Origin of the sequence: Aeromonas sp. SER (assembly GCF_038739615.1) — a bacterium.
Taxonomy (GTDB): Bacteria; Pseudomonadota; Gammaproteobacteria; order Enterobacterales; family Aeromonadaceae; genus Aeromonas; species Aeromonas jandaei.
The window spans coordinates 25719-47232 of sequence record NZ_JBCGFC010000021.1 but is presented as its reverse complement, the minus strand read 5'-3'; the positions used below and the strand labels follow the sequence as shown (position 1 = coordinate 47232).

Here is a 21514-nt window from a genome sequence, read left to right as displayed (position 1 = left end):
TCAGATGGGGGGCTATCATAGCGCAGGGCTGAATAGGAAAGAAGCAGGGGGAAGCAGGGAAATCCTGCCTCCCCCTGTTTTTTATGAGAGGAAATATGAATGTGTCAGCCAAAGGCCATACAACAAACTGGGCCAGGCGAGCCAGGGGTTAAACAGGATCCGCCCGAACACACTTTTCAGATGAAAGCCGAGTCCGTTCAGGATGCCGCAGCAGACCGCCCACATCAGCCAGAACGACAACCAGTGGCCATGGCTGCTGGTGTTGGCGGCTATCAGATTGGGGGCCTGCAAAATAGCGACGGCCAACAAGGCCGCCGCGAGCAACATCAACCCTTGCCATGGCTGGCGCTCCAGTGGAGCCGCCAGCCTGGCCAGTCGATCACTTATCCTCATCGATCTGACGATCCATGTTCTCGGTATGTTCCAACCACAGCGCATTGATGATGCCAAATGCACAGGCCAGCAGCAGACCCAGGATCCAGGTGAAATACCACATTATCAGGGCTCCTCTTAGTAGGCCGAATGTTGGTTATCTTCGATGTGCTTGTTGGTCACCCGGCCAAACATCTTGATGTAGGTCCAGATGGTGTAACCCAGCACAATCGGTACGAAGATAGCTGCGGCCACTGTCATCACCTGCAGGGTGTTGAAAGAGGCAGTGGTATCCCACATGGTCAGGCTCTGTGACGGCTCAAGGCTTGAGGGCATCACGAACGGGAACATGGAGAAACCGGCAGTCAGGATCACGCCAGCCATCGCCAGGGAGGAGGTAGTGAACGCCACCCAACCTTTGTTCAGCATGGCGAACAGCGCAGTCAGCAGGCTCATGGAGAGACCCAGTACCGGCGCGGCAATCATCCACGGGTAGAGGCTGTAGTTGTTCATCCAGGCGCCAGCCTGCAGCACAACTTCCTTGCCCAGCGGGTTGGAGACAGCATCGTTGGCCGCAGCCTTGACGATGACATAGCCTTCCATGCCGCTAACCCACCAGCCAGCGACAGCGAACAGCACCAGCAGCAGCAGCGAGCTGCCGATGGCGGCGGTACGGGAGCGCGCCAGCACTTCGCCTTCGGTCTTCATCATCAGCCAGGTCGCGCCCTGAGCCAGGAACATGCTGAGGCTGACGATACCGGCCAACAGGCCGAACGGGTTGAGCAGGCCGAAGAAGTTGCCGTGATAGGTGGACATCAGGAACTGGTTGAATTCGAACGGTACGCCCTGCAGCAGGTTACCGAACGCGACGCCGAACACGATGGGCGGAACCGCACCACCGATGAACAGGCACCAGTCCCAGTTGTTGCGCCATCTCGGGCTCTCCAGCTTGGAACGGTAGTCAAAACCGACCGGACGGAAGAAGAGCGCCATCAGGGTCAGGATCATCGCCACATAGAAGCCGGAGAACGCAGTTGCGTAAACCAGCGGCCAGGCTGCGAACAGAGCACCACCCGCAGTGATCAGCCACACCTGGTTGCCGTCCCAGTGGGGGGCAATGGAGTTGATCATGACGCGACGCTCGATATCTTTCTTGCCGACGAAGGGGAGCAGTGCGCCCACCCCCATGTCGAAGCCGTCAGTGATGGCGAAGCCAATCAGCAGTACGCCGACCAGTACCCACCAGATGACACGCAGAGTTTCGTAATCAAACATGGTCACTCTCCTTATGCCTTGAGCTGTTCAAAGTGATACTTGCCAGTCTTCAGGCTGCTTGGGCCGAGACGAGCAAACTTGAACATCAGGTACATCTCGATCACCAGCAGCACTGTGTAGAACAGGCAGATACCGATCAGAGAGAACCAGATTTCAGCGGCAGGCACATTGGAAGCGGAGACCGAGGTCGGCAGTACTTCGGCAATGGTCCAGGGCTGACGACCATATTCGGCAACGAACCAGCCAGCTTCGATAGCGATCCACGGCAGCGGAATCCCCCACAGCAGACCCTTGAGCAGCCACTTGCGCTGGCCGATCTGGTGACGGGCACTGTCATAGAAGGCCATACCGATCAGCACCAGCATCAGCATGCCGACGGCAACCATGATGCGGAAAGCGAAGAACAGCGGCAGCACCTGCGGGATGGAGTCATCCACGGCGGCCTTGATCTGCTCGTCGGTAGCGTCGGTCACATTGCTGGTGTAGCGCTTGAGCAGCAGACCGTAACCCAGATCCTGCTTCACTTCATCGAAGCGAGCGCGGGTTTCGTCAGACTTGTCGCCAGACTGCAGCTTGGTCAGCAGATCGTAAGCGGTCATACCGTTACGCACGCGCAGTTCGTGCTCGCTCTTCAGATCCTTGAGACCGGTGACCTGAGTATCAAGGGAACGAGTCGCGATGATGCCCATGGCATAGGGGATCTTGATGGCGTAGTCGGTGCGCATCTCTTCCTGATTCGGAATACCGAACAGTGTGAAGGCAGCCGGAGCAGGCTCAGTTTCCCACTCGGCTTCGATGGCAGCCAGTTTCACCTTCTGCACTTCACCGGTCTCGTAACCGGACTCGTCACCCAGCACCAGTACGGAGAGGATGGAAGCCATACCGAAAGCGGCAGCGATGGCGAAGGAGCGACGGGCAAAAGCCACATCACGATTCTTCAGCAGGTAGTAGGAGGAGATGCCCAGAACGAACATGGCGCCACAGGTATAGCCAGCAGCCACGGTGTGGACGAACTTGACCTGAGCAACCGGGTTGAACACCAGGTCTGCGAAGCTCACCATCTCCATCCGCATGGATTCAAAGTTGAACTCGGCACCGACCGGGTTCTGCATCCAGCCGTTGGCAACCAGGATCCAGAGGGCAGAGAGGTTGGTCCCCAGCGCCATCAACCAGGTCGCAACCAGGTGTTGATGCTTGCTCAGGCGATCCCAACCAAAGAAGAACATGCCGACGAAAGTAGATTCAAGGAAGAATGCCATCAGACCTTCGATAGCCAGCGGGGCACCGAAGATATCGCCAACATAGTGGGAGTAGTAAGCCCAGTTGGTTCCGAACTGGAACTCCATGGTCAAACCGGTCGTTACCCCGAGGGCGAAGTTAATGGCGAACAACTTACCCCAGAACTTGGTCATGTCCTTGTAGATGGGGTTGTTGGTCATAACATAGACAGATTCCATGATCGCGAGAATGAAGGTCATTCCCAGCGTCAGGGGGACAAACAAGAAGTGATAAAGGGCCGTCGCAGCGAACTGGAACCGCGATAGGTCGACCACATGCTCAGCAATCATGATGTTTCCTCACCGATTATTGGCACGGCTATTTTAAGTTTTAAGCACAAAGCTTCCGTTGATGGCCATCAAATGGGTCCCGCCATGAGCACTCACAACAAAACCCCATTACTAACAACCAGCATTAACAACAAGGCAATAACTGAGAACAAAGAAAGCTAATGTTTAACATTTATAAAACAACCAGCTGGAATTTATTCTCGCCCATGATGACTGTGGTTTTATATCACCTTTATTTGATTGAAATCAATGTAAAAGCACCCGCAAAAGATGACCGCAAAAGGCATTTTTAAACTATTTAACGTCTGATGATATGAGTCAGATCACAGAATAACAAAAACAGTAATTTATTGATTTAAATCAATTTAATTGTTTAACCAACAATGCCTTCATTTAATTTGAAAAATGGAGCCAACCTTCTTTTTCTTATGTTATTCGCAACTGACTCCCGCTCTGAAAAACTCAATTTAATACTGCTAAAAATGCATACTCATGCGAGCCAAACCAGTCGAAAAATAAATTAGATAAACTAATCTGAACAGTGCAATTTTTCTTGTTTGCCCACGCCGATTCGAACTCCTACAATGCGCCTCGCAGTGAGGGCATACCCTTGGATACAGGCCGGTTAATCGGGGTTCACGGTACGTATTCGACCATCATTTTGAACCTGACTATTGGAATCGAAGATGAAAAAGTTTGTTGCTAAAACCATCCGTTACTACAAGCTTTCCTTTGTTCAGCTCTATCAACTGAACCGACTCTGAGAGCTCGCGACGGCTCACCTGTTTATTTTCCGGTCTGTGTCCAGACGCACTCACTGTCTGTGAACATCCATCCTGAATTGTCTTTGCCCACCGCATCCGCCGTGGGCTTTTTTTTGCCCGGATAACAAAAAACCGCCTTATGTGGCGGTTTTTTACTCAAACAGCTGTTTTCTTACTTCTCATCAGGCCGCTGAAGGCCAAAATGAGCATATGCCCGCGTAGTCGCTATCCGCCCTCTTGGGGTACGTTGCAGATAGCCCTGCTGGATCAGATAGGGCTCCAGCACATCCTCAATCGTATCTTTCTCTTCACCGATTGCCGCCGCCAGGTTATCGAGACCCACCGGGCCCCCCATAAACTTGTCTATCACAGCCAACAATAACTTGCGGTCCATAAAATCAAACCCCTCGTTATCGACGTCCAGCATGTCCATCGCCCGCGCAGCGATGGGGCCATCGATCCGGCCATCGGATTTGACCTGGGCAAAGTCGCGCACCCGTCTTAACAAGCGGTTAGCAATCCGCGGCGTGCCGCGAGAGCGACGAGCGACCTCAATGGCACCATCTTCTGTCATGTCGAGCCCCAGACAGCGAGCACTGCGGGAGACGATATCGGTGAGATCCTTGACGTTGTAGAACTCGAGACGTTGAACGATGCCGAAGCGGTCCCTCAGCGGGCTGGTGAGAGAGCCGGCCCGGGTGGTAGCACCGATCAGGGTAAAGGGGGGCAGATCGAGCTTGATGGAGCGGGCCGCCGGCCCCTCCCCGATCATGATGTCGAGCTGGTAATCCTCCATCGCCGGATAGAGCACCTCTTCCACCACCGGGCTGAGGCGGTGGATCTCGTCGATAAAGAGCACATCGTGTGGTTCGAGGTTGGTGAGCAATGCAGCCAGATCACCCGCTTTCTCCAATACGGGGCCAGAGGTAGTCTTGATATTGACCCCCATCTCGTTGGCAACGATGTTGGCGAGGGTGGTCTTGCCCAGACCCGGCGGGCCGAAGATCAGCAGGTGATCGAGAGCCTCCCCCCGCTGCCGAGCCGCCTCGATAAAGATCTCCATCTGCTCGCAAACGGCATCCTGACCGGTATAGTCCGCCAGTTTTTTGGGGCGGATGGCACGGTCGATAATGTCGTCCTCGCGGGCGGCACTGGACGAAATGAGACGATCTGCTTCAATCATCTGCTACCTCACACCAGACTACGCAGGGATTCGCGGATGATATCTTCCACCGACATGTCATCTTTGGCGATCTTGCTGACGATCTGGCTCGCCTGTTGCGGCTTGTAACCGAGTGCCACCAGGGCACTGGCCGCCTCTTCCGCTGCATCCGGTGCTCGCAGTTCCGGCTCGCGAGATGGCAAGGTGACTGCTGCCGGGGAGAAGAGATCATGGCTGACCCATCCCTTGAGGCGATCCTTCATCTCCACCACCAGCCGTTCGGCCGTCTTCTTGCCTACCCCTGGCAGCTTGACCAGTGAGCTTATCTCTTCACGCTCGACACTGATGACAAACTGACTGGCCGTCATCCCAGAGAGAATCGCCAGCGCCAGCTTGGGGCCTACCCCGTTGGTCTTGATCAGCTCGCGGAACAGGGCCCGCTCCTGCTTGTGGTTGAAACCATAGAGCAGCTGGGCATCCTCACGCACCACAAAATGGGTGTGGATGGTCGCCTCCTTGCCGATTTCCGGCAAATCATAGAAACAGCTCATTGGCATCTGCACCTCGTAGCCAACGCCACCCACTTCCAGCAAAACCTCGGGGGGCTGCTTCTCAATGACAATGCCTCTCAAGCGACCAATCACGGCTCTCTCCTCACCAGTACAGCAATTCGCAAATTGGCTCATAGCATAAAGAATAACTGGATAAGTATCCAGCATTGCCCTATCGGTGGCCGCTCATCGGAGAAGCATTTTATGCAAGATCCACCATGCTTGATCCTGTGCTTTTTCAGGCACGGGATAACCGGTAGCCGACTCCGCATCTTTGGCAAACATGGCGTTGTCTGATTAGACTTATTCGGCACCTGATAGTGCAACACACCAAGGAAGGCCATCACATGAAGATTGTTACGACCTCAAATCTGGGCCTCACCATATTGCTTGGCTGCACGCTGGGCATGGGGATCGTCGGCTGGTACGGCAGCCAGCGACTGGCCAATTTGCTCTCCTATGTATTGGGGGCAGCCTGGCAAACTGCAGATGGCGCCATGGAAGGCTCCATCGAACTGGGCCACCAGCAACTGCAAATACAAAAGATGCTCAACGGGATCCCGCTCGATAATGGCAAGTTGAATTCAGCCAAGGCGGCAACCGATGATGCACTGACGCGGGTGGCTAACGGGCAACTCATCGACCCCTCCGCAGTCAAGATCATGGATCAGCAGCAGCAGGACTATCGACAGCAGCAAGATGCCTTGCTGGCGCTCTATCGCAGCTATACCGATGTGGATCAATCCTTGCGCGATAATGCCGATCGACTGGCCCGCCTCTCGGAACAGATGGAGGTCATCGGTGATGAGGCCGTGGAAGGCCTGACACAATCGCCCGACCAACCCATTAGCTGGAACGGCGGCCTGGAAACGCGATGGGAGGCTGCCGATGGCGGTATGGAGGCCAATATCGGCTTCTTGCGTCAACTCTACGCCATGGAAAAGATGCGTAGACTCGGCATCTCGGATGCCATCAAAAAGGAGCTGGAAGAGGCAATCACATTTTATGAGAGTGCCGCCAGCCGGATGCTGGCCACTGGAATGTTCGATGCACAGGGCAGCGGAGAATTCGGCGGCCATACGCTGTCGAGCCAATACCGCGAGCTGCAGGCCCGCCACAAACAGTTGCTGGGCAGCTGGCTAGCGGCCCTCGCCAGTTATCAGACACAACAGGCGACCTATGAGCAAAGCGCAGATCGACTAGCGCAACAACTGGTCGATGTCGAGGCAAAAGGCGATGCCACCGTGGAAGATCAGATTATCCAGCTCAATGGTATCATCGGCCAGACCAACAGCCTGATCCTGGCAGGTCTTGTGTTCAGCCTCGTCATCGTCACCCTGTGTGGCTTCTGGCTGACCCGCAAGCTTGTAACCCCACTGCTCCAGGTAAATAAACGCATGGAGGATATAGCCGCGGGCGATGGCGATCTCAACGTGCGCATCAACCTGAAGCGGGATGATGAGATCGGGTCGCTCGCCAATAGCGTGGATCGCTTTATAGAGAAGCTGCAAAAGATGATCAGCTCGACGATGCACAACAACCAGCACATCAGCGAGCATGTCCATACCTCGGTCAATCGGGTGGAGGCCATCAGCCAGAGCAGCCGCCAGACCGCCGAACACGCGCTGGCGCTGCATCATGACAGTGAAGAAATGGTGCAGGTTGCCACCGGTATCTCGGATAACTGCAGCATGGCTGCCCAAAATGCCAATGAGGTGCGCCAGCTGACCACCGAGAGCAGCCAGTATGTCGCCTCTGCCAGCGCGGGCATGCAGCGGGTGGTACAGGAGGTGAGCGAGTGCGCCATCGCCATCAATTCCCTCAAGGAGCAGGCGGGTCAGATCGGCCAGATCATTTCCACCATCAGCGGGATCTCGGAGCAAACCAATCTGCTGGCACTCAATGCTGCCATCGAGGCGGCCCGGGCGGGAGAAATGGGGCGGGGCTTTGCGGTTGTGGCTGACGAGGTGCGCACCCTTGCCAACCGCACAGCGGCTTCCAGTGCCGAGATTAGCCAGGTGATTAGCAGCATCCAGCAGCAAACCGAGACCGCCTACCTGATGATGCAGCGCAATCTCAAGACGGTGGAAGCGGGCATGCAAGATTCCGAAAACACCAAGCAGATCCTGTTCAAGGTACAAGATGCCATCGATCAGCTGGCTGATATGGTGCAACAGGTGGCCGTCGCCACCGGGCAGCTGTCACACACCCTCAGCCACTCCTCCGACAAAGTCTCGGGCATCAGCCTGCAGGCCAAAACCGGTGAACAGGAGGCGCAGGAGTGTCTGCAACTCGCCTCGTCACTGCATCAGGCCAGCCTGCTGCAACAGCGGCTGCTTTCGCAGTTCCGGGTCTGATCCCCCTGAAAAACCAAGATGCCACTCCCCGCGAGTGGCATCTTTTCATCTGGATGAATTAACTCCCTCTGGCCAGTTGCAGCGCCAGGATCAGCATGATGATGCCGACCAGCAGATCGATCCCCTGCTGCACCCTCCCCTTGGCCAGCCAAGGGGCCAGAGCTGCAGCCCCCAGCGCCAGTGAGTAAAACCATACCAGCGAGGCCAGCATGGCACCTGCGGCAAATGCCGGGCGCAAGGACTCTGCCACCTGACTGCCCACGGAGCCGAGCAACATCAGGGTATCGAGATAGACATGGGGATTGAGCAGGGTGACGCCCAGCGTCATCGCCAGCACGCTTTTGGCCCCCATTTGCTGGGGCGAGTCGGCAAGCCCGACCTGAGAACCACGCCAGGCACTGCACAGGGATCGCACGCCGAACCAGGAGAGAAAGAGCACACCGCCCCAGGTCAGCAGCGCCATCCCGATGGGGCTTGCTGAGAGGACAGTAGCACCACCAAATACGCCGATCCCGATCAGGATGAGATCGCAGAAGCTGCAGAGCGTTGCCGTCAGCAGATGGTGATTGCGATGGATGCCGCGGCTAAGCACAAAGGCGTTCTGGGCACCGATGGGAATGATCATGGCAAGGCCAAGGGTAAAGCCTTGCAGAGTAGTAGTGAACATGAAAAGCACCGTCTGAAATTGGGAATAAACGGCACTATAGCGATGAGCGTCTATCCAGAGAAATTCATGGATTTACTGATTGATTCGAGTTGCTAATAGTAACGGACTCATCCATGGCTATCTGGATGCGGTTGCCGCTCTCTTGTCAATTACCGGATCTGACAATTGTCCCCCCTGAATAGCGGCAGGAGAATTCATCGCTCCCGCCAGGAACAGCCCTACTGCAGCGATACCGGGTAATTGGTCACGACAACCTGCTCCAGATTGGGCAACAGGATGCCGCTACTCACGCCCTTGGCAATCGCCTGATAGCGGTTCATGGAGCCGGTTTTACGAGTGACCTGATTGAGATGGTAATTCACCGTGCGCTCGGTGATGCCGAGAATGCAGGCAATTTCGCACGAGGTTTTCCCTTCACTGGCCCAGAAAAGGCACTCGGTTTCACGCTCGGTCAATAGCTCAGGGGCTGGAGCCTCCTGCATGTTGTGACGAACGACCCGAATCGCAGCTTCAAAGATGTAGTTGGACATCCAGGAGAGGATGGGCGAGGACTCCAGCAGCAAATCGCTTGATGCCCGCTCGGAAGTAATGAAGGAGAGGATTCCGTTCTCTCCGCCAGCGCCATGTAGTGGGAAGGAGAGGCCATTGCGCAGCCCAAATTCAGCTGCCAGCCCCATCATGTTCATGCTCCCTTCCTGCAGAAAACGGGCCCGCTCGTCGAGCCGGTTCCAGTAGATAGGGAGTGTCTGTTTGCGCGCCAGCTGAATAACGGGGTCGCAAGCCAGCATGTTGTTGTCGGTATAGGTCTGTACCCAGGGAGCAGGACACTGATTGAACAGCACAACTTTGGGGCGCTGCATCGACATGGGAATGATCAGGGTAAAGCCATAGTAGTCATACCCCATATCGAGTGCGAACTGACCAATTAATCTGGCCAGACAATCCCCATCAGTCACCGAAGTGAAATGTTCCAGATATTCAAACAGTTGCTCTCGTTGCATGTGCTAGCCCCCTTGGCAGAGCATGTGATTATAACGGCGAATAGAAAGAGAGAGGGGCCACAATGTTGGTTTTCACAGGAAAATTGAGAGATCACCCGCGAAATGAGATAGAGAACGAGCTCTATCGCTTTCGAAATCGCATCTTTTCTGGTCGTCTGGGCTGGGATGTCGAATCACACCGCGGTCTTGAGCGCGATAGCTTCGACTCCCCGGACACCCACTGGGTACTAATCGAAGACAGCGAGGGGATATGCGGCTGCATCCGCATGCTCGACTGCTCCGGTACCTACATGTTGTCCACCATTTTTCCAACTGCGCTGGCTGGCGAATGCCCTCCCGACACACCCGACATCTGGGAACTGACTCGTCTGGCCATAGATGCCAGCCGTGCACCCCGCATGGAAAATGGCGTCAGCGAACTCACTTTCGTCATCCTTCGCGAAGTTTATGCTTTTGCCAAAGCCAACGGCATCAAGGAGGTGGTTGGCGTCGCCAGTCTGCCTGCAGAACGTATCTACCGCAGAATGGGCATCCCGATGGAGCGTCTGGGTCACCGCCAATCCGTGGATCTCGGGGCCGTCAGAGGCGTTGGCCTGCGTTTTCACCTCAATGAACACTTTGGCAGAGTCGTCTCGCAAACCCTGCTGGGTCAATACCAGAGCATCGAGCACAAGGTGGAACAACTGGCTGCTCAGGTATAAAAAATCCCGGGAGCCCGCCCCGGGACAAATGGCTCGCCATGACTCCGCGCCGGGCTGCCAGCGCGACGAGCCCAGTATCTGCTCCAAAAGGCTCCTCTACCACTGTCAGATATCACAGCACCGCCAGAATGGCGCCACCTCTCGCCGTTGTTGTCCCCGGCGCAGTCACGTAGAGTTGGGCTCTGCGCAGTCACGTAGAGTTGGGCTCTGCGCCGAGGGGAGGATGAGGGATGAAAGAGCTGGATTACAAACTGCTGCGGGCACTGGATGCCGTGTTGCAGGAGCAGAATTTCGAGCGTGCAGCCAGGTCGCTGCACATCACCCAATCGGCTATCTCTCAACGCATCAAGCAGCTGGAGCAGCAATTTGCCGAGCCGCTGCTCATCCGCAGTCAGCCGTTGCAGGCAACCCCGCTGGGGGAAAAGCTGCTGGCCCACTATCGGCAGGTACATCAGCTCGAACTTGAGCTGGCGGGCGAACTGGCCCCTGCCACGCCAACAGCCCCCATCCGGATCAGCATCGCCGTCAATGCCGATAGCCTGGCCACCTGGTTTCTGCCCGCTATCGCCCCCTTGCTGGAGCAGCATCCCATCGAACTCAATCTGTTGGTGGATGACGAGAGCCGCACCCTCGACAAGGTTCGCGAGGGCCAAGCCTTCGGCGCCGTCAGCCTGAGCCCCCAGCCACTGGCCGGTTGCTGCGTCGATGATCTGGGCGAAATGAACTATCTGCTCACCGCCAGCCCCGCGTTCGTGGCGCGACACTTCCCCCACGGTCTGACCCGGGAGGCGCTGGCCAAGGCTCCGGCAGTGGCCTTCGATCAACGCGACGACATGCATGTCAGCTTTATGGCGCAACACTTCGGACTGGAGCCCGGCGGTTATCCCTGCCACACGGTTCACTCGTCGGAGGCCTTCGTCGCCATGGCTGAACAGGGCCTGGCCTATTGTCTCATCCCCGAGTTGCAGATAAGAGGCCAGCTGGCTGGCGGATCACTGATCAACCTCAGTCCCGACCACGTCCTGACAGAACGCCTCTACTGGCACCGCTGGGTGCTGGAAAAGGGGGTACACAAGCAGCTCTCCCAACGTCTCATCGACCATGCCAGAGCGCAGTTGAAACCACGCTGAGCAGGCCATTCACCTTGGCTTTGCAGGGCTAAAAACGTATAGTGCTGGGCGATCCTTCATCAGGTCTCCACCCAGGTTTTCACTTCAGGTTCCTCACTTATGTTCCAAGACAATCCGCTGCTGGCCCAGCTCAAGCAACAAATCCGCGAAAACATCCCCAAGAAAGAGGGTGTTATCCGCGCCTCCGATCGGGGCTTCGGCTTTCTGGAGGTCGATGAGAAGACCAGCTATTTCGTGCCGCCTCCCTACATGAAGAAGGTGATGCACGGTGACCGGGTGAGCGCCCTGATCCGCACCGAAAAAGAGAAGGAAGTGGCCGAGCCGGATGCCCTGCTGGAGCAGTCCGTCACCCGCTTCGTGGCCCGGGTCAAGATGTTCCGCGACCGCCTCAACGTGGTCGCAGACCACCCGCTGATCAAAGATGCCATCAAGGCCCGCGTCAAGAAGGGTCTGGACGAAAAAGAGTTCAAGGAAGGGGACTGGGTGGTCGCTACCCTCAAGCGCCATGCGCTGGTCGACGGCAACTTCTCCGCCGAGATCACCCAGAAGATTGCCGCCCAGGAAGATCACAACGTGCCCTGGTGGGTGGTGCTGGCACGCCACAACCTGGCCCAGGTCGAGCCGGCTGATCTGCCGGAGTGGAAGGTGATCGAAGAGGAGGAGCTGCCCCGTCGTGACCTGACCAAGGTGCCTTTCTTCACCATCGACGGTGCCAAGACCAAGGACATGGACGATGCGCTGGCCATCACCAAGCTGGATAACGGCTGGGAGCTGCTGGTCGCCATCGCCGACCCGACCGCCTATGTGGCCGAAGGGAGCGAGCTGGACAAGGAGGCCGCCCAGCGCGCTTTCACCGTCTACATGCCGGGCCGCAACGTACCCATGATCCCGCGCACCCTCTCGGACGAGCTCTGCTCCCTGAAGGAGGGCGAGGAGCGCAACACCCTGTGCGCCCGTCTGCTGATCGCCGAAGATGGTCTGCTGCTGGAGGAGACCGAGTTCTTCGCCGCCCGCATCTGCTCCCACGCCCGCCTCAACTATGACGACGTCTCCGACTGGGCCGAGAATGGCAAAGAGCTGGCCATCGACGCAGGCGTACTGGCCCAGCTGCCGCTGATGAAGGCGATGACCGAAGCGCGCATCAAGTGGCGCACCGAGCATGCGCTGGTATTCCCGGATCGTCCCGACTACGACTTCGAGCTGGGCGAAAATGGCGAAGTGCTGGCTATCCACGTCGAGCCACGCCGCATCGCCAACCGCATGGTGGAAGAGTCGATGATCGCCGCCAACATCTGCGCCGGTCGCGTGCTGGGCAAGAGCGTCGGTTACGGCATCTTCAACGTTCACACCGGCTTTGACGAAGAGTCCCTCGACGGCGCCATCGACCTGCTGAAGAGTGCCGAAGCCCCGTTCGAGCGCGACGAGATCGCCAGCCTCTCCGGCTTCTGCGCCCTGCGCCGCTGGATCGACAACCTCGATACCCGCTGGCTGGATGGCAAGATCCGCCGTTTCCAGAGCTATGCGCTGATGTCCTCCGAGCCGGGCGCCCACTACGGCCTGGGCCTGGATGCCTACGCCACCTGGACGTCACCTATTCGCAAGTACGGCGATATGGTCAACCATCGTCTGCTCAAAGCCGTCATCGCCGGCAAGACCCCGGGTGAGCGCCCGAGCACCGAGCTCACCGAGCACCTGACCGCCTGCCGCCGTCTGCACCGCATGGTGGAGCGCGACATCGGCGACTGGCTCTATGTCCGTTATCTGAAAGCCGCCGCGGGCACCGATCAGGTGTTCAACGCCGAGATCATCGACGTGATGCGTGCCGGTCTCAAGCTGCGTCTGCAGGAGAACGGCGCCGTGGTGTTCATGCCTGCCCGTCACATCCTCGACAACAAGGATCGACTGGAGTGCAACTGGGACAACGGCCGCGTCTATCTGGACAAGACCGAGGTGGTCTACGAGCTCGGCCAGATCATCGAGGTGAAGCTGACCGAAGCGGTGGAAGAGACCCGTTCTCTCATCGCCAAACCGGCGGTAGATCTGGTACCGGGTCCGGCACCGGAAGCGCCGGTCGCCGAGAACAGTGCTGATAACGCCGCGGCACCGGCCGATGAAGCCGGCAAGGCGGAATAAATCCCCCTCTCCAGAGCCCGCCACTGTGCGGGCTCTTCTTTTCATAATCCTTCAAATCTCCCTGCCAACCGGCCACTGATTGCTGTTACCCGTAACAGTTAATAGCCCCATGCAAAGCCCGTCATCACGCACCATAAAAGGAGCCAAAATCTGGGCTCTGGATCTCCATTTTGACATTTCAATCAATAAATTAAACAGACTCTATATATACTCGCGGGGTTAGACCCAAAGGGATATTGGCATGCAGGAATGGGATCCGGAACACTTCACCAACTTTGCCCAGTTATGCGAAGTCAGCCTCGCTACCATTCGTGACAAGACAGATGCCGACTACCTCTATCTCTGGCTGAAATCCCCCGAACCGAAACTCTATCGCTTCCAGCTGGAGCAGGGGCTGACGATGCTCGATATCGCCCATCTGGATGCATTACCCCTGCCCCACACCTTGATCGACAAGGCGATTCATCAGGGCCAGCTGATGATCGAGCCGGTCCACCAGCCTCCGGACGAGCGGGATGAATCGGAGCCCCAACCTCCCCGCCTGCGCGCCTGCTTCCCCCTCAAACGTCACTTGAAGCTGGAAGGGGTCATCTACCTCGAAACCCACCGCCGGATCGATCGTCTCTCCCGCCATCAGCGTCAGGGGATCCAGCTGCTGATCCACTACCTGACCGCCGAACTGAGCAACCATCTGCTCGCAGATCAGGTTGATCAGGAGCGGGACCAGCGGCTGCATACCCAGACCGATCTGGTGCAGAGCCAGGCGCTGCAGGGCTCCTTCCTCACCATGCTGCAGGCGTTGCACATGGTCAGCGTCACTCTCTCCCGCAGCCGCAGCGAGAACCAGCTCCTGCGTGATGCCGTGCTGCTGGCACGCAAGGAGCTGCAATTTGACCGGGTCGCCATTTTTCTCATCGAGCCCGATGGCAAAACCATGCGCGGCACCTGGGGCACCAGTGAAGAGGGAGAGCTGGTAGACGAACACGACTTTGTCAGCCCCATCCCGGATCACCCCACGGTGCAGGAGGCGCTCAAGCGCAAGGATTACGTGCTGGTGCTCGAAGATACCCCTCTCTACTACGAGAAACAGCAGGTGGGACAGGGCTGGAACGCCATGGTATCGCTCTGGGATGGCGCCATCCCCATCGGCTGGATTGCCGCCGACAACCTGCTGTGGCACCGCCCGCTCAAAGCCTATCAGAGCGAGATCTTCAAACAGTACGCCGCCATCCTGTCACAACTGCTGATCCGCCAGCGCACCCAGGAGCAGCTGGAGCGGCTCAATCGCGAGCTGGAGGAGCGGGTCGCCGAGCGCACCATGCAACTGGCCGAGACCAACCGTGCGCTGGAAGAGGCCAACCGGCGCCTCTCACTGCTCTCCCTAGAAGATCCCCTCACCGGCATCGCCAACCGGCGCCAGTGGGATATCACCATGCAACGGGAGTGGGAGTGGGCAAGACGCACCCAGAGCCTGCTGGCCGTACTGATGATCGATGTGGACGAGTTCAAGGGCTACAACGATCACTTTGGTCACGCCAAGGGGGATGAGTGCCTCCAGCAGGTGGCCCGGGTGCTACAGGAGGCGGAACGCCGCCGCACCAATCTGGTGGCTCGCTATGGCGGGGAGGAGTTCGTCATCCTGCTCTGCGCACCGCAACCCGGTGAAGCGGAGCAGCTGGCGGAGCGGATTCACGAGGGACTAGCCCGCCTGCACCTGCCACATCCAGCATCCCGAGTTGCTGATTTCATTACGGTTAGCATAGGCTTTAGCTATCTGGTCCCCTCCCAGGACGAGGCATGGCAGAGCCTGACCGAACAGGCCGACCAGGCGCTCTACCACGCCAAATCAGAAGGGAGGGCCCGCACACTGGCTTATCGGTGATCCCATGCTGTTGCGTCGCTATCCCATCTTCAACCGTCGCCTGGCTCTGGTGGCCTACGGCATCGACTATCAGCTCAGCTCACCGGCCGAATGGCCCGCACTGGCCCAACATAGCCACCTGCTGGCGCAGGGGCGCCAATATCTGCTCCCCTTCAACCACGAACAACTCGATGAGCAACGCCCCCTGCTGTTTGCTCAGGAGACCATCCCGCTGGTCGAAGCCTCCAGCGAACGGCTACCCACCTCCTTTCCGGTGCTGGAGCAGTGGCGCGACAGCCGGCGCCGGCTCGCCGTGCATGGCGCCCAGCGCGATGCCCGCTGGCTCGGCGCTAGCCGCCTGCTGGTGTTCTGGACGGGGGAAGAGGGGATCTGCCAGCCCACCGATCACAAGCGGATGGCGCTCAACGTCGAGGCGTGGGAGGACTTTCTCCCCTTGCGGGAGGCGGGGGTCGACTTCTTCGCTGGCGGCTTTCTCGCCCGTCCCGAGCTGATCAACCAGCGCGCCCAGCAGCCCGACATGGCACTGGTACAGCAGATCCTACAGCTCATCTGCCACGAAGAGTTCTCGTTTGCTCAGGTCGCCCGCCTGCTGGAGCAGGATGCCTGGCTGCCGGGCCTGCTGCTCACCTATGTCAACGCCCCCGGTTTCGATCACGCCACCCCCATCACCTCGGTGCCCCGCGCCCTCTCCTATCTGGGGGAGCAGGAGATCCGCAAGTTCGTGCTGATCAACGGGCTGGCCCGGGCCAGCCAGCATATGCCCGAAGCCTGTACCCGGATGGCCATTGCTCGCGGCCGCTTCTGCGAGCTCATCGCCCTCACGGCGCTCGGTAAAGCCGACGCCAGCTGGGCCTTTCTGGTCGGGCTGGTGCAGGATGCCTCCCTGCTGTCGGAGGAGATGAAGCGCCACCTGCCCACAAACGTCAAACGGGCCATCGAGCTGCGCGAAGGGCCGCTGTTTCACCTGTTCCAGCTGGTCAACACCTACGAACAGGGCAACTGGGCCCTGCTGGCACAGCTGGCCCCGCACTACCAGCTCGATCCGGCCAGACTCACCCCCATCTATTTTCAGGCACAAATGTGGGGGCAAGCGTTTCTCACCAGCTAGGTGATGGCGAGCCGGGGAGCCACTGGCTAGAATGGGCTCCCTTTTTTCAGAGACAGACCCCGCACCATGACCCTTTCCGGATTCCAAGGCCTGGTCTTTGACCTTGATGGCACTTTGGTCGACTCCATGCCGCTGCACCTCGCCGCTTGGGAGCACACCGCCCGCGAGTTTGGCTTTCGCTTCGATGCAGACTGGTTCTATGAACTGGGTGGCATGCCGAGCCGCAAGATCGCGCTACTGGTCGCCGAAGAGCAGCAGATCCCCCTCGATCCGCTCGAGGTGACTCGCTGCAAGACCACCCACTATGTGGCCAACCTGCACAAGGCGACGGTGTTTCCGGCCATGCAGACACTGCTCGATCGCTATCACGGCACCATCCCGATGGGAATTGGCACCGGCTCTCCCCGGGTCAATGCCGAAGCCGTGCTGCGCAATACCGGGCTGGATCGCTACTTTCAGGTGGTGGTGACGGCCGACGACGTGGAGCTGCACAAGCCCAATCCGGACACCTTCCTGCTGGTCGCCAGCAAGCTGGGGGTCGCACCGTCAAGCTGTCTGGTGTTTGAAGATACCGGGATCGGCGTACAGGCGGGCGAAGCTGCCGGGATGCAGACCTGCATGGTCAAAGAGGGTAAACCGGTAGGGATCGACTTCTGATGAGGTGAACGTTATCGCCCTGACAGGGCGATAACGGGAGTCCGCGCTCATACGGGACAGGATGGAGAATGAGCGGAACTCCCGTCAGCCGTTGACGCAGCAGGCGGTCAACGGACAGGCAGTGACGTACGATTACTCGTTGTTGCCGCCGCCCTGATTGTCGTCATAGCGACCCGGCGCACCGTGGGGGCGCGGCGCCATGGAGACACGCGGCTTGCGAGCACGCTGGATGTTCACCTGCGGACGGCCGGTGTGCATGGCGATGGTGGAGATCTTGGCCTTGTAGACCAGCTGCTGGTTGCCGTGTGCATCGGTCAGCAGCACGCTGTACTGGTCAAACCCGCTGATGGTGCCCTCCAGCTTGATGCCGCTCACCAGGAAAATGGCGACCTGACTGCGGTTTTTACGCAACCAGTTGAGGGCAGAATCTTGCCCGTTCCCGAGGGAGAAGGCTTGCTCAATCGTGGAGTAGCTTGGGGATTCAGTTGTCATAAATTATTGTCCCGCGGAAAAAAAGTGGCGTTTGATTGTGCTAAATGGCCACTGGCTTGTCAAAGTCATTCTCACACACCGCCCCGCAAATCGCACCGCCGCAGGACTGGTCGCTGACCGGTACAACTGCGATAATCGCCCCTCTGGTTCTCTCGCGAGCCTAATCTGGGGTTTTATCTTGCATCCGGTTTCACACCAACACCATACCACCTACGTTCATGACGACACCGCCTGCGAAGAGTGTGACCTGCTGATCCCGGCCACACCGCTGGCGGTGGGCGAAGCCAGCCACTGCCCCCGTTGCGGTCACACCCTGAGCCAGCATCTGCCACAGCAGGAGCTGCGTCCCATCTCCTACGGGTTTGCGGCGCTCATCATGTTCGTGCTCTCCAACTCCTTTACTTTCATGTCCTTCTCGGCCAAGGGGATCGGGCAGGAGATGACCTTTCTCCAGTGCATCTCGACTCTGGTGGACGAAGGGTATCTGTTTCTCAGCGCCGTGCTCAGCATCACCCTGATCGGTCTGCCGCTGGTCTATATCGGCTCCATCATGCTGGTACTGTGGCGCCTCGACAAAAACCTGCACAGCCACGCCCTGCGCTCTCTCGGCCGCCTGCTCTGCCGTATCAAGCCCTGGCTGATGGTGGATGTCTTTCTGGTGGGTGTGCTCATCTCGCTGGTCAAGCTGATGGGGATGGCCGACATCCAGATGGGCCTCTCGTTCTGGGCCTTCGTCGGTTACACCATCCTGCTCATCAAGACCATCTCGTCGCTGGATCGGATGTGGCTCTGGCAACGGCTGTTCGGCCCGACCGAGCAGCGTGAACTGGACCCCGAAGCGGGCGCCATAGCATCGGGTCTGGTGGGCTGCCATATCTGCGGCGCCCTGAGCGAGGCGGGCAGCCACAGTTGCCAGCGCTGCGGCGGCAAGCTGCATGCCCGCAAACCGGGCGGCCTGAACCGCACCTGGGCCCTGCTCATCACCTCGGCCATTCTCTATATCCCGGCCAACGTCTACCCGATTATGGACACCGTCTTTCTCGGCGATGACAGCCCATCCACCATCCTCGGCGGCGTGGTGCTGCTCTGGGCGATGGGCTCCTACCCCATCGCCGCCGTCATCTTCTTTGCCAGCGTGGTCGTGCCGCTGGTGAAGATCCTGGCGCTGTTCTGGCTCTGTTACATGGTGCAGAGCGGCCATGCCGAGTCGCCGCTCGGCAAGCTCAAGCTCTATCGGATGACCGAATTTGTCGGACGCTGGTCGATGATCGACGTCTTCGTGGTGGCCATTCTGGCGGGCCTGATCCGGCTCGACAACCTGATGACCATCTACCCCGGCCCTGCGGCCGTCGCATTTGCAGGCGTGGTACTGATCACCATGGTCGCCGCCATGAGCTTCGACTCGCGCCTGATCTGGGATTTACAACAAGGAGAACGCGAACGTGAGTGAGCGTAAAACAAGGTGGAAACCGGGCTCTGACTTTCTGAGCTCCGCCGCCGCAATCTGGATGGTGCCGCTGCTGGCACTGTTCATCGGTCTCTGGATGCTGTTCCAGCACTGGTACTCCCAAGGCCCGAGCTTCACCCTGACAGTCGCCACCGCCGAAGGCATAGTGGCAGGCAAGACGGAGATCCGCTCGCGCGAGGTCACCGTCGGCCGCATCGATGCCGTCCAGCTGAGCGATGACTACAGTCACGCCGTGCTCAAGGGGCGCCTGACCAACGACGCCTCCAGCATGCTGCGCGGCGACAGCAAGTTCTGGGTGGTCAAACCCAGAGTCGGTCGCGAAGGGGTATCGGGTCTCAGCACCCTGCTCTCCGGCGCCTATATCGAGCTCTCCCCCGGCAAGAAAGGGAAGGCACGCGACGAGTACGCCATGCTCGACAAGCCGCCGCTCGCCTCGCTGGACGCCAAGGGGCTGCGCCTCACCCTCTCCAGCCGCGAAGCCAAGGCACTTGGCGAGGGCTCGCCCATCAACTATCAGGGCTTCACCATAGGTCAGGTGGAAGAGGCGAAGTTCCTGCCTGAAAAGAGCGAGATGCAGTATCAGATCTTCATCAACGCCCCCTACGACATTCTGGTGAGCAGCAACTCCCGCTTCTGGCTGACCCCGGGCTTCGAGGTCTCCATGAGCAGCGAAGGGATGAAGGTGAAGATGGATTCGCTGGAGAGCCTGATCGACGGCGGCATCACTATGGGCCTGCCTGCCGGCTGGTCACCGGGTGATCCGGTCAAGCAGCACGAGGAGTTCACCCTGTTCCAGGATGAGGCGAGCGTGCTGGCCGGTAGTCTGGATCAGTTCATCGACTACGTCTTCCTGTTCGACGACAACGTGGCGGGTCTCCATCCGGGCGCGGCGGTGCAGTATCGCGGCATCCGGGTCGGCACCGTCATCTCGGCGCCCTACATGATCGAGGAGAAGGGGGTTCGCATCTTCCAGAACCGCCAGATCCCGGTACTGGCCCGCATCGAGGTGCAGCGTCTCTCCCACCGTTATGCCAAGGCGGAAAAAGATCAGTGGCGCGCCCTGTTCAGCAAGCAGTTCAAGGAGGGGTTGCGTGCCAGCCTCAAGACCTCGAGCCTGCTGACCGGCGGCAAGATCATCGATCTCAACTTCTATCCGGACGCACCACGCTTCGATCAGGTCAAGCTGGCTGGCTATCAGGTATTCCCGACCGTGCAGGGTGGGCTGGATCAGATCGAGCGCAAGGTGAACCTCATCCTCGACAAGTTTGTCGACATGGATATGGCCACCACCCTGACCAAGGTCAACAGCTCGCTCTCGACGCTGGATGGTACCCTGCGCAACATCAGTGCGGTCAGCGCCAATCTGGACAAGCTCACTGCCAAGGACTCCACCCAGCAGCTGCCGGCGTCGCTCAACGAGAGCCTCAAGCAGTTGCAGGAGACCCTGCAGGCCTATGATGCCCAGTCGCAAACCAATCAGGATCTGCGTCAGTCGGTGCAGACCCTCAACCAGCTGATGCGCGAGCTGCAGCCGCTGGTGCACTCTCTCAACGAGCAGCCGAGCTCGCTGATCTTCGATCGAGTCCACCCCCGAGACCCTGAACCCAAGCGAGGCACACCATGAAAAAGTTCATCCTGACGCTGGCGCTGACCGGCCTGCTGGCCGGGTGCAGCAGCACCCAGCCAGCGCTGCACTACTACTCCCTCGCCGCCGACAGCCAGCAACCGGCAGCGGCGCCGGTTACCCCGCAGCACCAGCTGGTGCTGCGCCCCATCGCGCTGGCGGGCCAGCTCGACCGGATCAGTCTGGTCTATCAGCTGGAGGGGCAGGAGCTCCACTTCACCGAGTACCACCGCTGGGCCGGTTCGCTCGACGATCAGCTCAATCAGCTCACCCTCAACGGCCTCTCCACCCGCCTGCCGGGCTGGGTCGTCCGTCAGGATGGCGGCCGCAAGGGCCCGGTGCTGACCATACTGGTCGAGCGCTTTCAGGGTCGTCACGATGGCCGCGCCGTGCTGAGCGGGCGCTGGCGCCTGCTGGCGGAAGATGGCTCGGTGCTGCGCGAAGCCCCCTTCAATCAGGTGCGGATGCTGCCGGCCGATGGCTACAACGCCCTGGTCAGCGAGCTGGGTCTGGGCTGGCAACAGCTGCTCGACCAGATTGCCGACGAGGTTCGCAAGCAGGGCTGACCACCGCAACCTGCGAGCATCAGATAGAAAAAAACG

General features: G+C 58.8%; 19 protein-coding genes. 10 read left to right on the top strand and 9 right to left on the bottom strand.

What is annotated here, in order from left to right; translation table 11 throughout:
• Nucleotides 1-81: 81 nt before the first annotated feature.
• The 6 genes from AAHA41_RS21070 to ruvA form a co-directional block, all read right to left on the bottom strand.
• Complete coding sequence (locus AAHA41_RS21070) at nucleotides 82-393, bottom strand: cyd operon YbgE family protein (protein WP_041209182.1); 312 nt, start codon at nucleotides 391-393, stop codon at nucleotides 82-84.
• Nucleotides 380-496 (bottom strand): cytochrome bd-I oxidase subunit CydX, encoded by a 117-nt coding sequence (gene cydX / locus AAHA41_RS21065; RefSeq protein ID WP_026456928.1) that lies wholly within the window; start codon nucleotides 494-496, stop codon nucleotides 380-382. Before cydX ends, AAHA41_RS21070 begins: the two co-directional genes overlap by 14 nt.
• A 14-nt stretch (nucleotides 497-510) precedes the next feature.
• Nucleotides 511-1647, bottom strand: coding sequence for a cytochrome d ubiquinol oxidase subunit II (gene cydB, locus AAHA41_RS21060; protein ID WP_041209183.1), 1137 nt, complete (start codon nucleotides 1645-1647; stop codon nucleotides 511-513).
• A gap of 11 nt (nucleotides 1648-1658) precedes the next feature.
• Entirely contained in the window at nucleotides 1659-3215 is a 1557-nt protein-coding gene (locus AAHA41_RS21055; protein ID WP_041209184.1) for a cytochrome ubiquinol oxidase subunit I, read from the bottom strand.
• Between the two features lie 936 nt (nucleotides 3216-4151).
• Nucleotides 4152-5162 (bottom strand): Holliday junction branch migration DNA helicase RuvB, encoded by a 1011-nt coding sequence (gene ruvB / locus AAHA41_RS21050; RefSeq protein ID WP_033115129.1) that lies wholly within the window; start codon nucleotides 5160-5162, stop codon nucleotides 4152-4154.
• Between the two features lie 8 nt (nucleotides 5163-5170).
• Complete coding sequence (ruvA, locus tag AAHA41_RS21045; protein WP_323070772.1) at nucleotides 5171-5785, bottom strand: Holliday junction branch migration protein RuvA; 615 nt, start codon at nucleotides 5783-5785, stop codon at nucleotides 5171-5173.
• A gap of 254 nt (nucleotides 5786-6039) precedes the next feature.
• Between ruvA and AAHA41_RS21040 the strand changes: the two genes are divergently transcribed.
• Nucleotides 6040-8049, top strand: a complete 2010-nt coding sequence (locus AAHA41_RS21040; protein WP_323070773.1) for a methyl-accepting chemotaxis protein — start codon at nucleotides 6040-6042, stop codon at nucleotides 8047-8049.
• A 58-nt stretch (nucleotides 8050-8107) separates the two neighbouring features.
• On the opposite strand, the gene lysE is transcribed toward AAHA41_RS21040, so the two are convergent.
• Entirely contained in the window at nucleotides 8108-8716 is a 609-nt protein-coding gene (gene lysE, locus AAHA41_RS21035) for an L-lysine exporter (RefSeq protein ID WP_323070774.1), read from the bottom strand.
• Between the two features lie 218 nt (nucleotides 8717-8934).
• Nucleotides 8935-9717 carry a LuxR family transcriptional regulator gene (locus AAHA41_RS21030; protein ID WP_124241660.1) on the bottom strand — a complete coding sequence of 261 codons (783 nt, stop codon included), beginning with the start codon at nucleotides 9715-9717 and terminating at the stop codon, nucleotides 8935-8937.
• A 62-nt stretch (nucleotides 9718-9779) separates the two neighbouring features.
• Between AAHA41_RS21030 and AAHA41_RS21025 the strand changes: the two genes are divergently transcribed.
• The 6 genes from AAHA41_RS21025 (at nucleotide 9780) to AAHA41_RS21000 (ending at nucleotide 17328) form a co-directional block, all read left to right on the top strand.
• Entirely contained in the window at nucleotides 9780-10418 is a 639-nt protein-coding gene (locus tag AAHA41_RS21025; RefSeq protein ID WP_323070775.1) for an acyl-homoserine-lactone synthase, read from the top strand.
• A gap of 230 nt (nucleotides 10419-10648) precedes the next feature.
• Nucleotides 10649-11548 carry a LysR family transcriptional regulator ArgP gene (locus AAHA41_RS21020; RefSeq protein ID WP_323070776.1) on the top strand — a complete coding sequence of 300 codons (900 nt, stop codon included), beginning with the start codon at nucleotides 10649-10651 and terminating at the stop codon, nucleotides 11546-11548.
• 99 nt (nucleotides 11549-11647) lie between these two features.
• Nucleotides 11648-13681: an exoribonuclease II gene (locus AAHA41_RS21015; protein WP_323070777.1), complete on the top strand. Its 2034-nt coding sequence runs from the start codon at nucleotides 11648-11650 to the stop codon at nucleotides 13679-13681.
• Nucleotides 13682-13922: 241 nt separating this feature from the next.
• A complete protein-coding gene (locus AAHA41_RS21010) occupies nucleotides 13923-15563 on the top strand; it encodes a diguanylate cyclase (RefSeq protein ID WP_323070778.1) in 1641 nt (546 codons plus the stop codon).
• Nucleotides 15564-15567: 4 nt separating this feature from the next.
• The gene (locus tag AAHA41_RS21005; RefSeq protein ID WP_323070779.1) at nucleotides 15568-16671 is read left to right on the top strand and encodes an HDOD domain-containing protein; all 1104 of its coding nucleotides are present in this window, start codon (nucleotides 15568-15570) and stop codon (nucleotides 16669-16671) included.
• A gap of 66 nt (nucleotides 16672-16737) precedes the next feature.
• Nucleotides 16738-17328 carry a beta-phosphoglucomutase family hydrolase gene (locus AAHA41_RS21000; RefSeq protein WP_323070780.1) on the top strand — a complete coding sequence of 197 codons (591 nt, stop codon included), beginning with the start codon at nucleotides 16738-16740 and terminating at the stop codon, nucleotides 17326-17328.
• Between the two features lie 132 nt (nucleotides 17329-17460).
• On the opposite strand, the gene hfq is transcribed toward AAHA41_RS21000, so the two are convergent.
• Entirely contained in the window at nucleotides 17461-17820 is a 360-nt protein-coding gene (hfq, locus tag AAHA41_RS20995) for an RNA chaperone Hfq (RefSeq protein ID WP_005335772.1), read from the bottom strand.
• A 178-nt stretch (nucleotides 17821-17998) separates the two neighbouring features.
• Between hfq and AAHA41_RS20990 the strand changes: the two genes are divergently transcribed.
• Genes AAHA41_RS20990 through AAHA41_RS20980 form a run of 3 tightly spaced genes read left to right on the top strand, consistent with a single transcriptional unit; the run spans nucleotide 17999 to nucleotide 21478 of the window.
• A complete protein-coding gene (locus tag AAHA41_RS20990; protein WP_323070781.1) occupies nucleotides 17999-19270 on the top strand; it encodes a paraquat-inducible protein A in 1272 nt (423 codons plus the stop codon).
• Nucleotides 19263-20912 carry an intermembrane transport protein PqiB gene (pqiB, locus tag AAHA41_RS20985; RefSeq protein WP_323070782.1) on the top strand — a complete coding sequence of 550 codons (1650 nt, stop codon included), beginning with the start codon at nucleotides 19263-19265 and terminating at the stop codon, nucleotides 20910-20912. The genes AAHA41_RS20990 and pqiB overlap by 8 nt, the downstream gene beginning before the upstream one ends.
• Nucleotides 20909-21478, top strand: a complete 570-nt coding sequence (locus AAHA41_RS20980; protein ID WP_323070783.1) for an ABC-type transport auxiliary lipoprotein family protein — start codon at nucleotides 20909-20911, stop codon at nucleotides 21476-21478. The genes pqiB and AAHA41_RS20980 overlap by 4 nt, the downstream gene beginning before the upstream one ends.
• The last annotated feature ends 36 nt before the right edge of the window (nucleotides 21479-21514 follow it).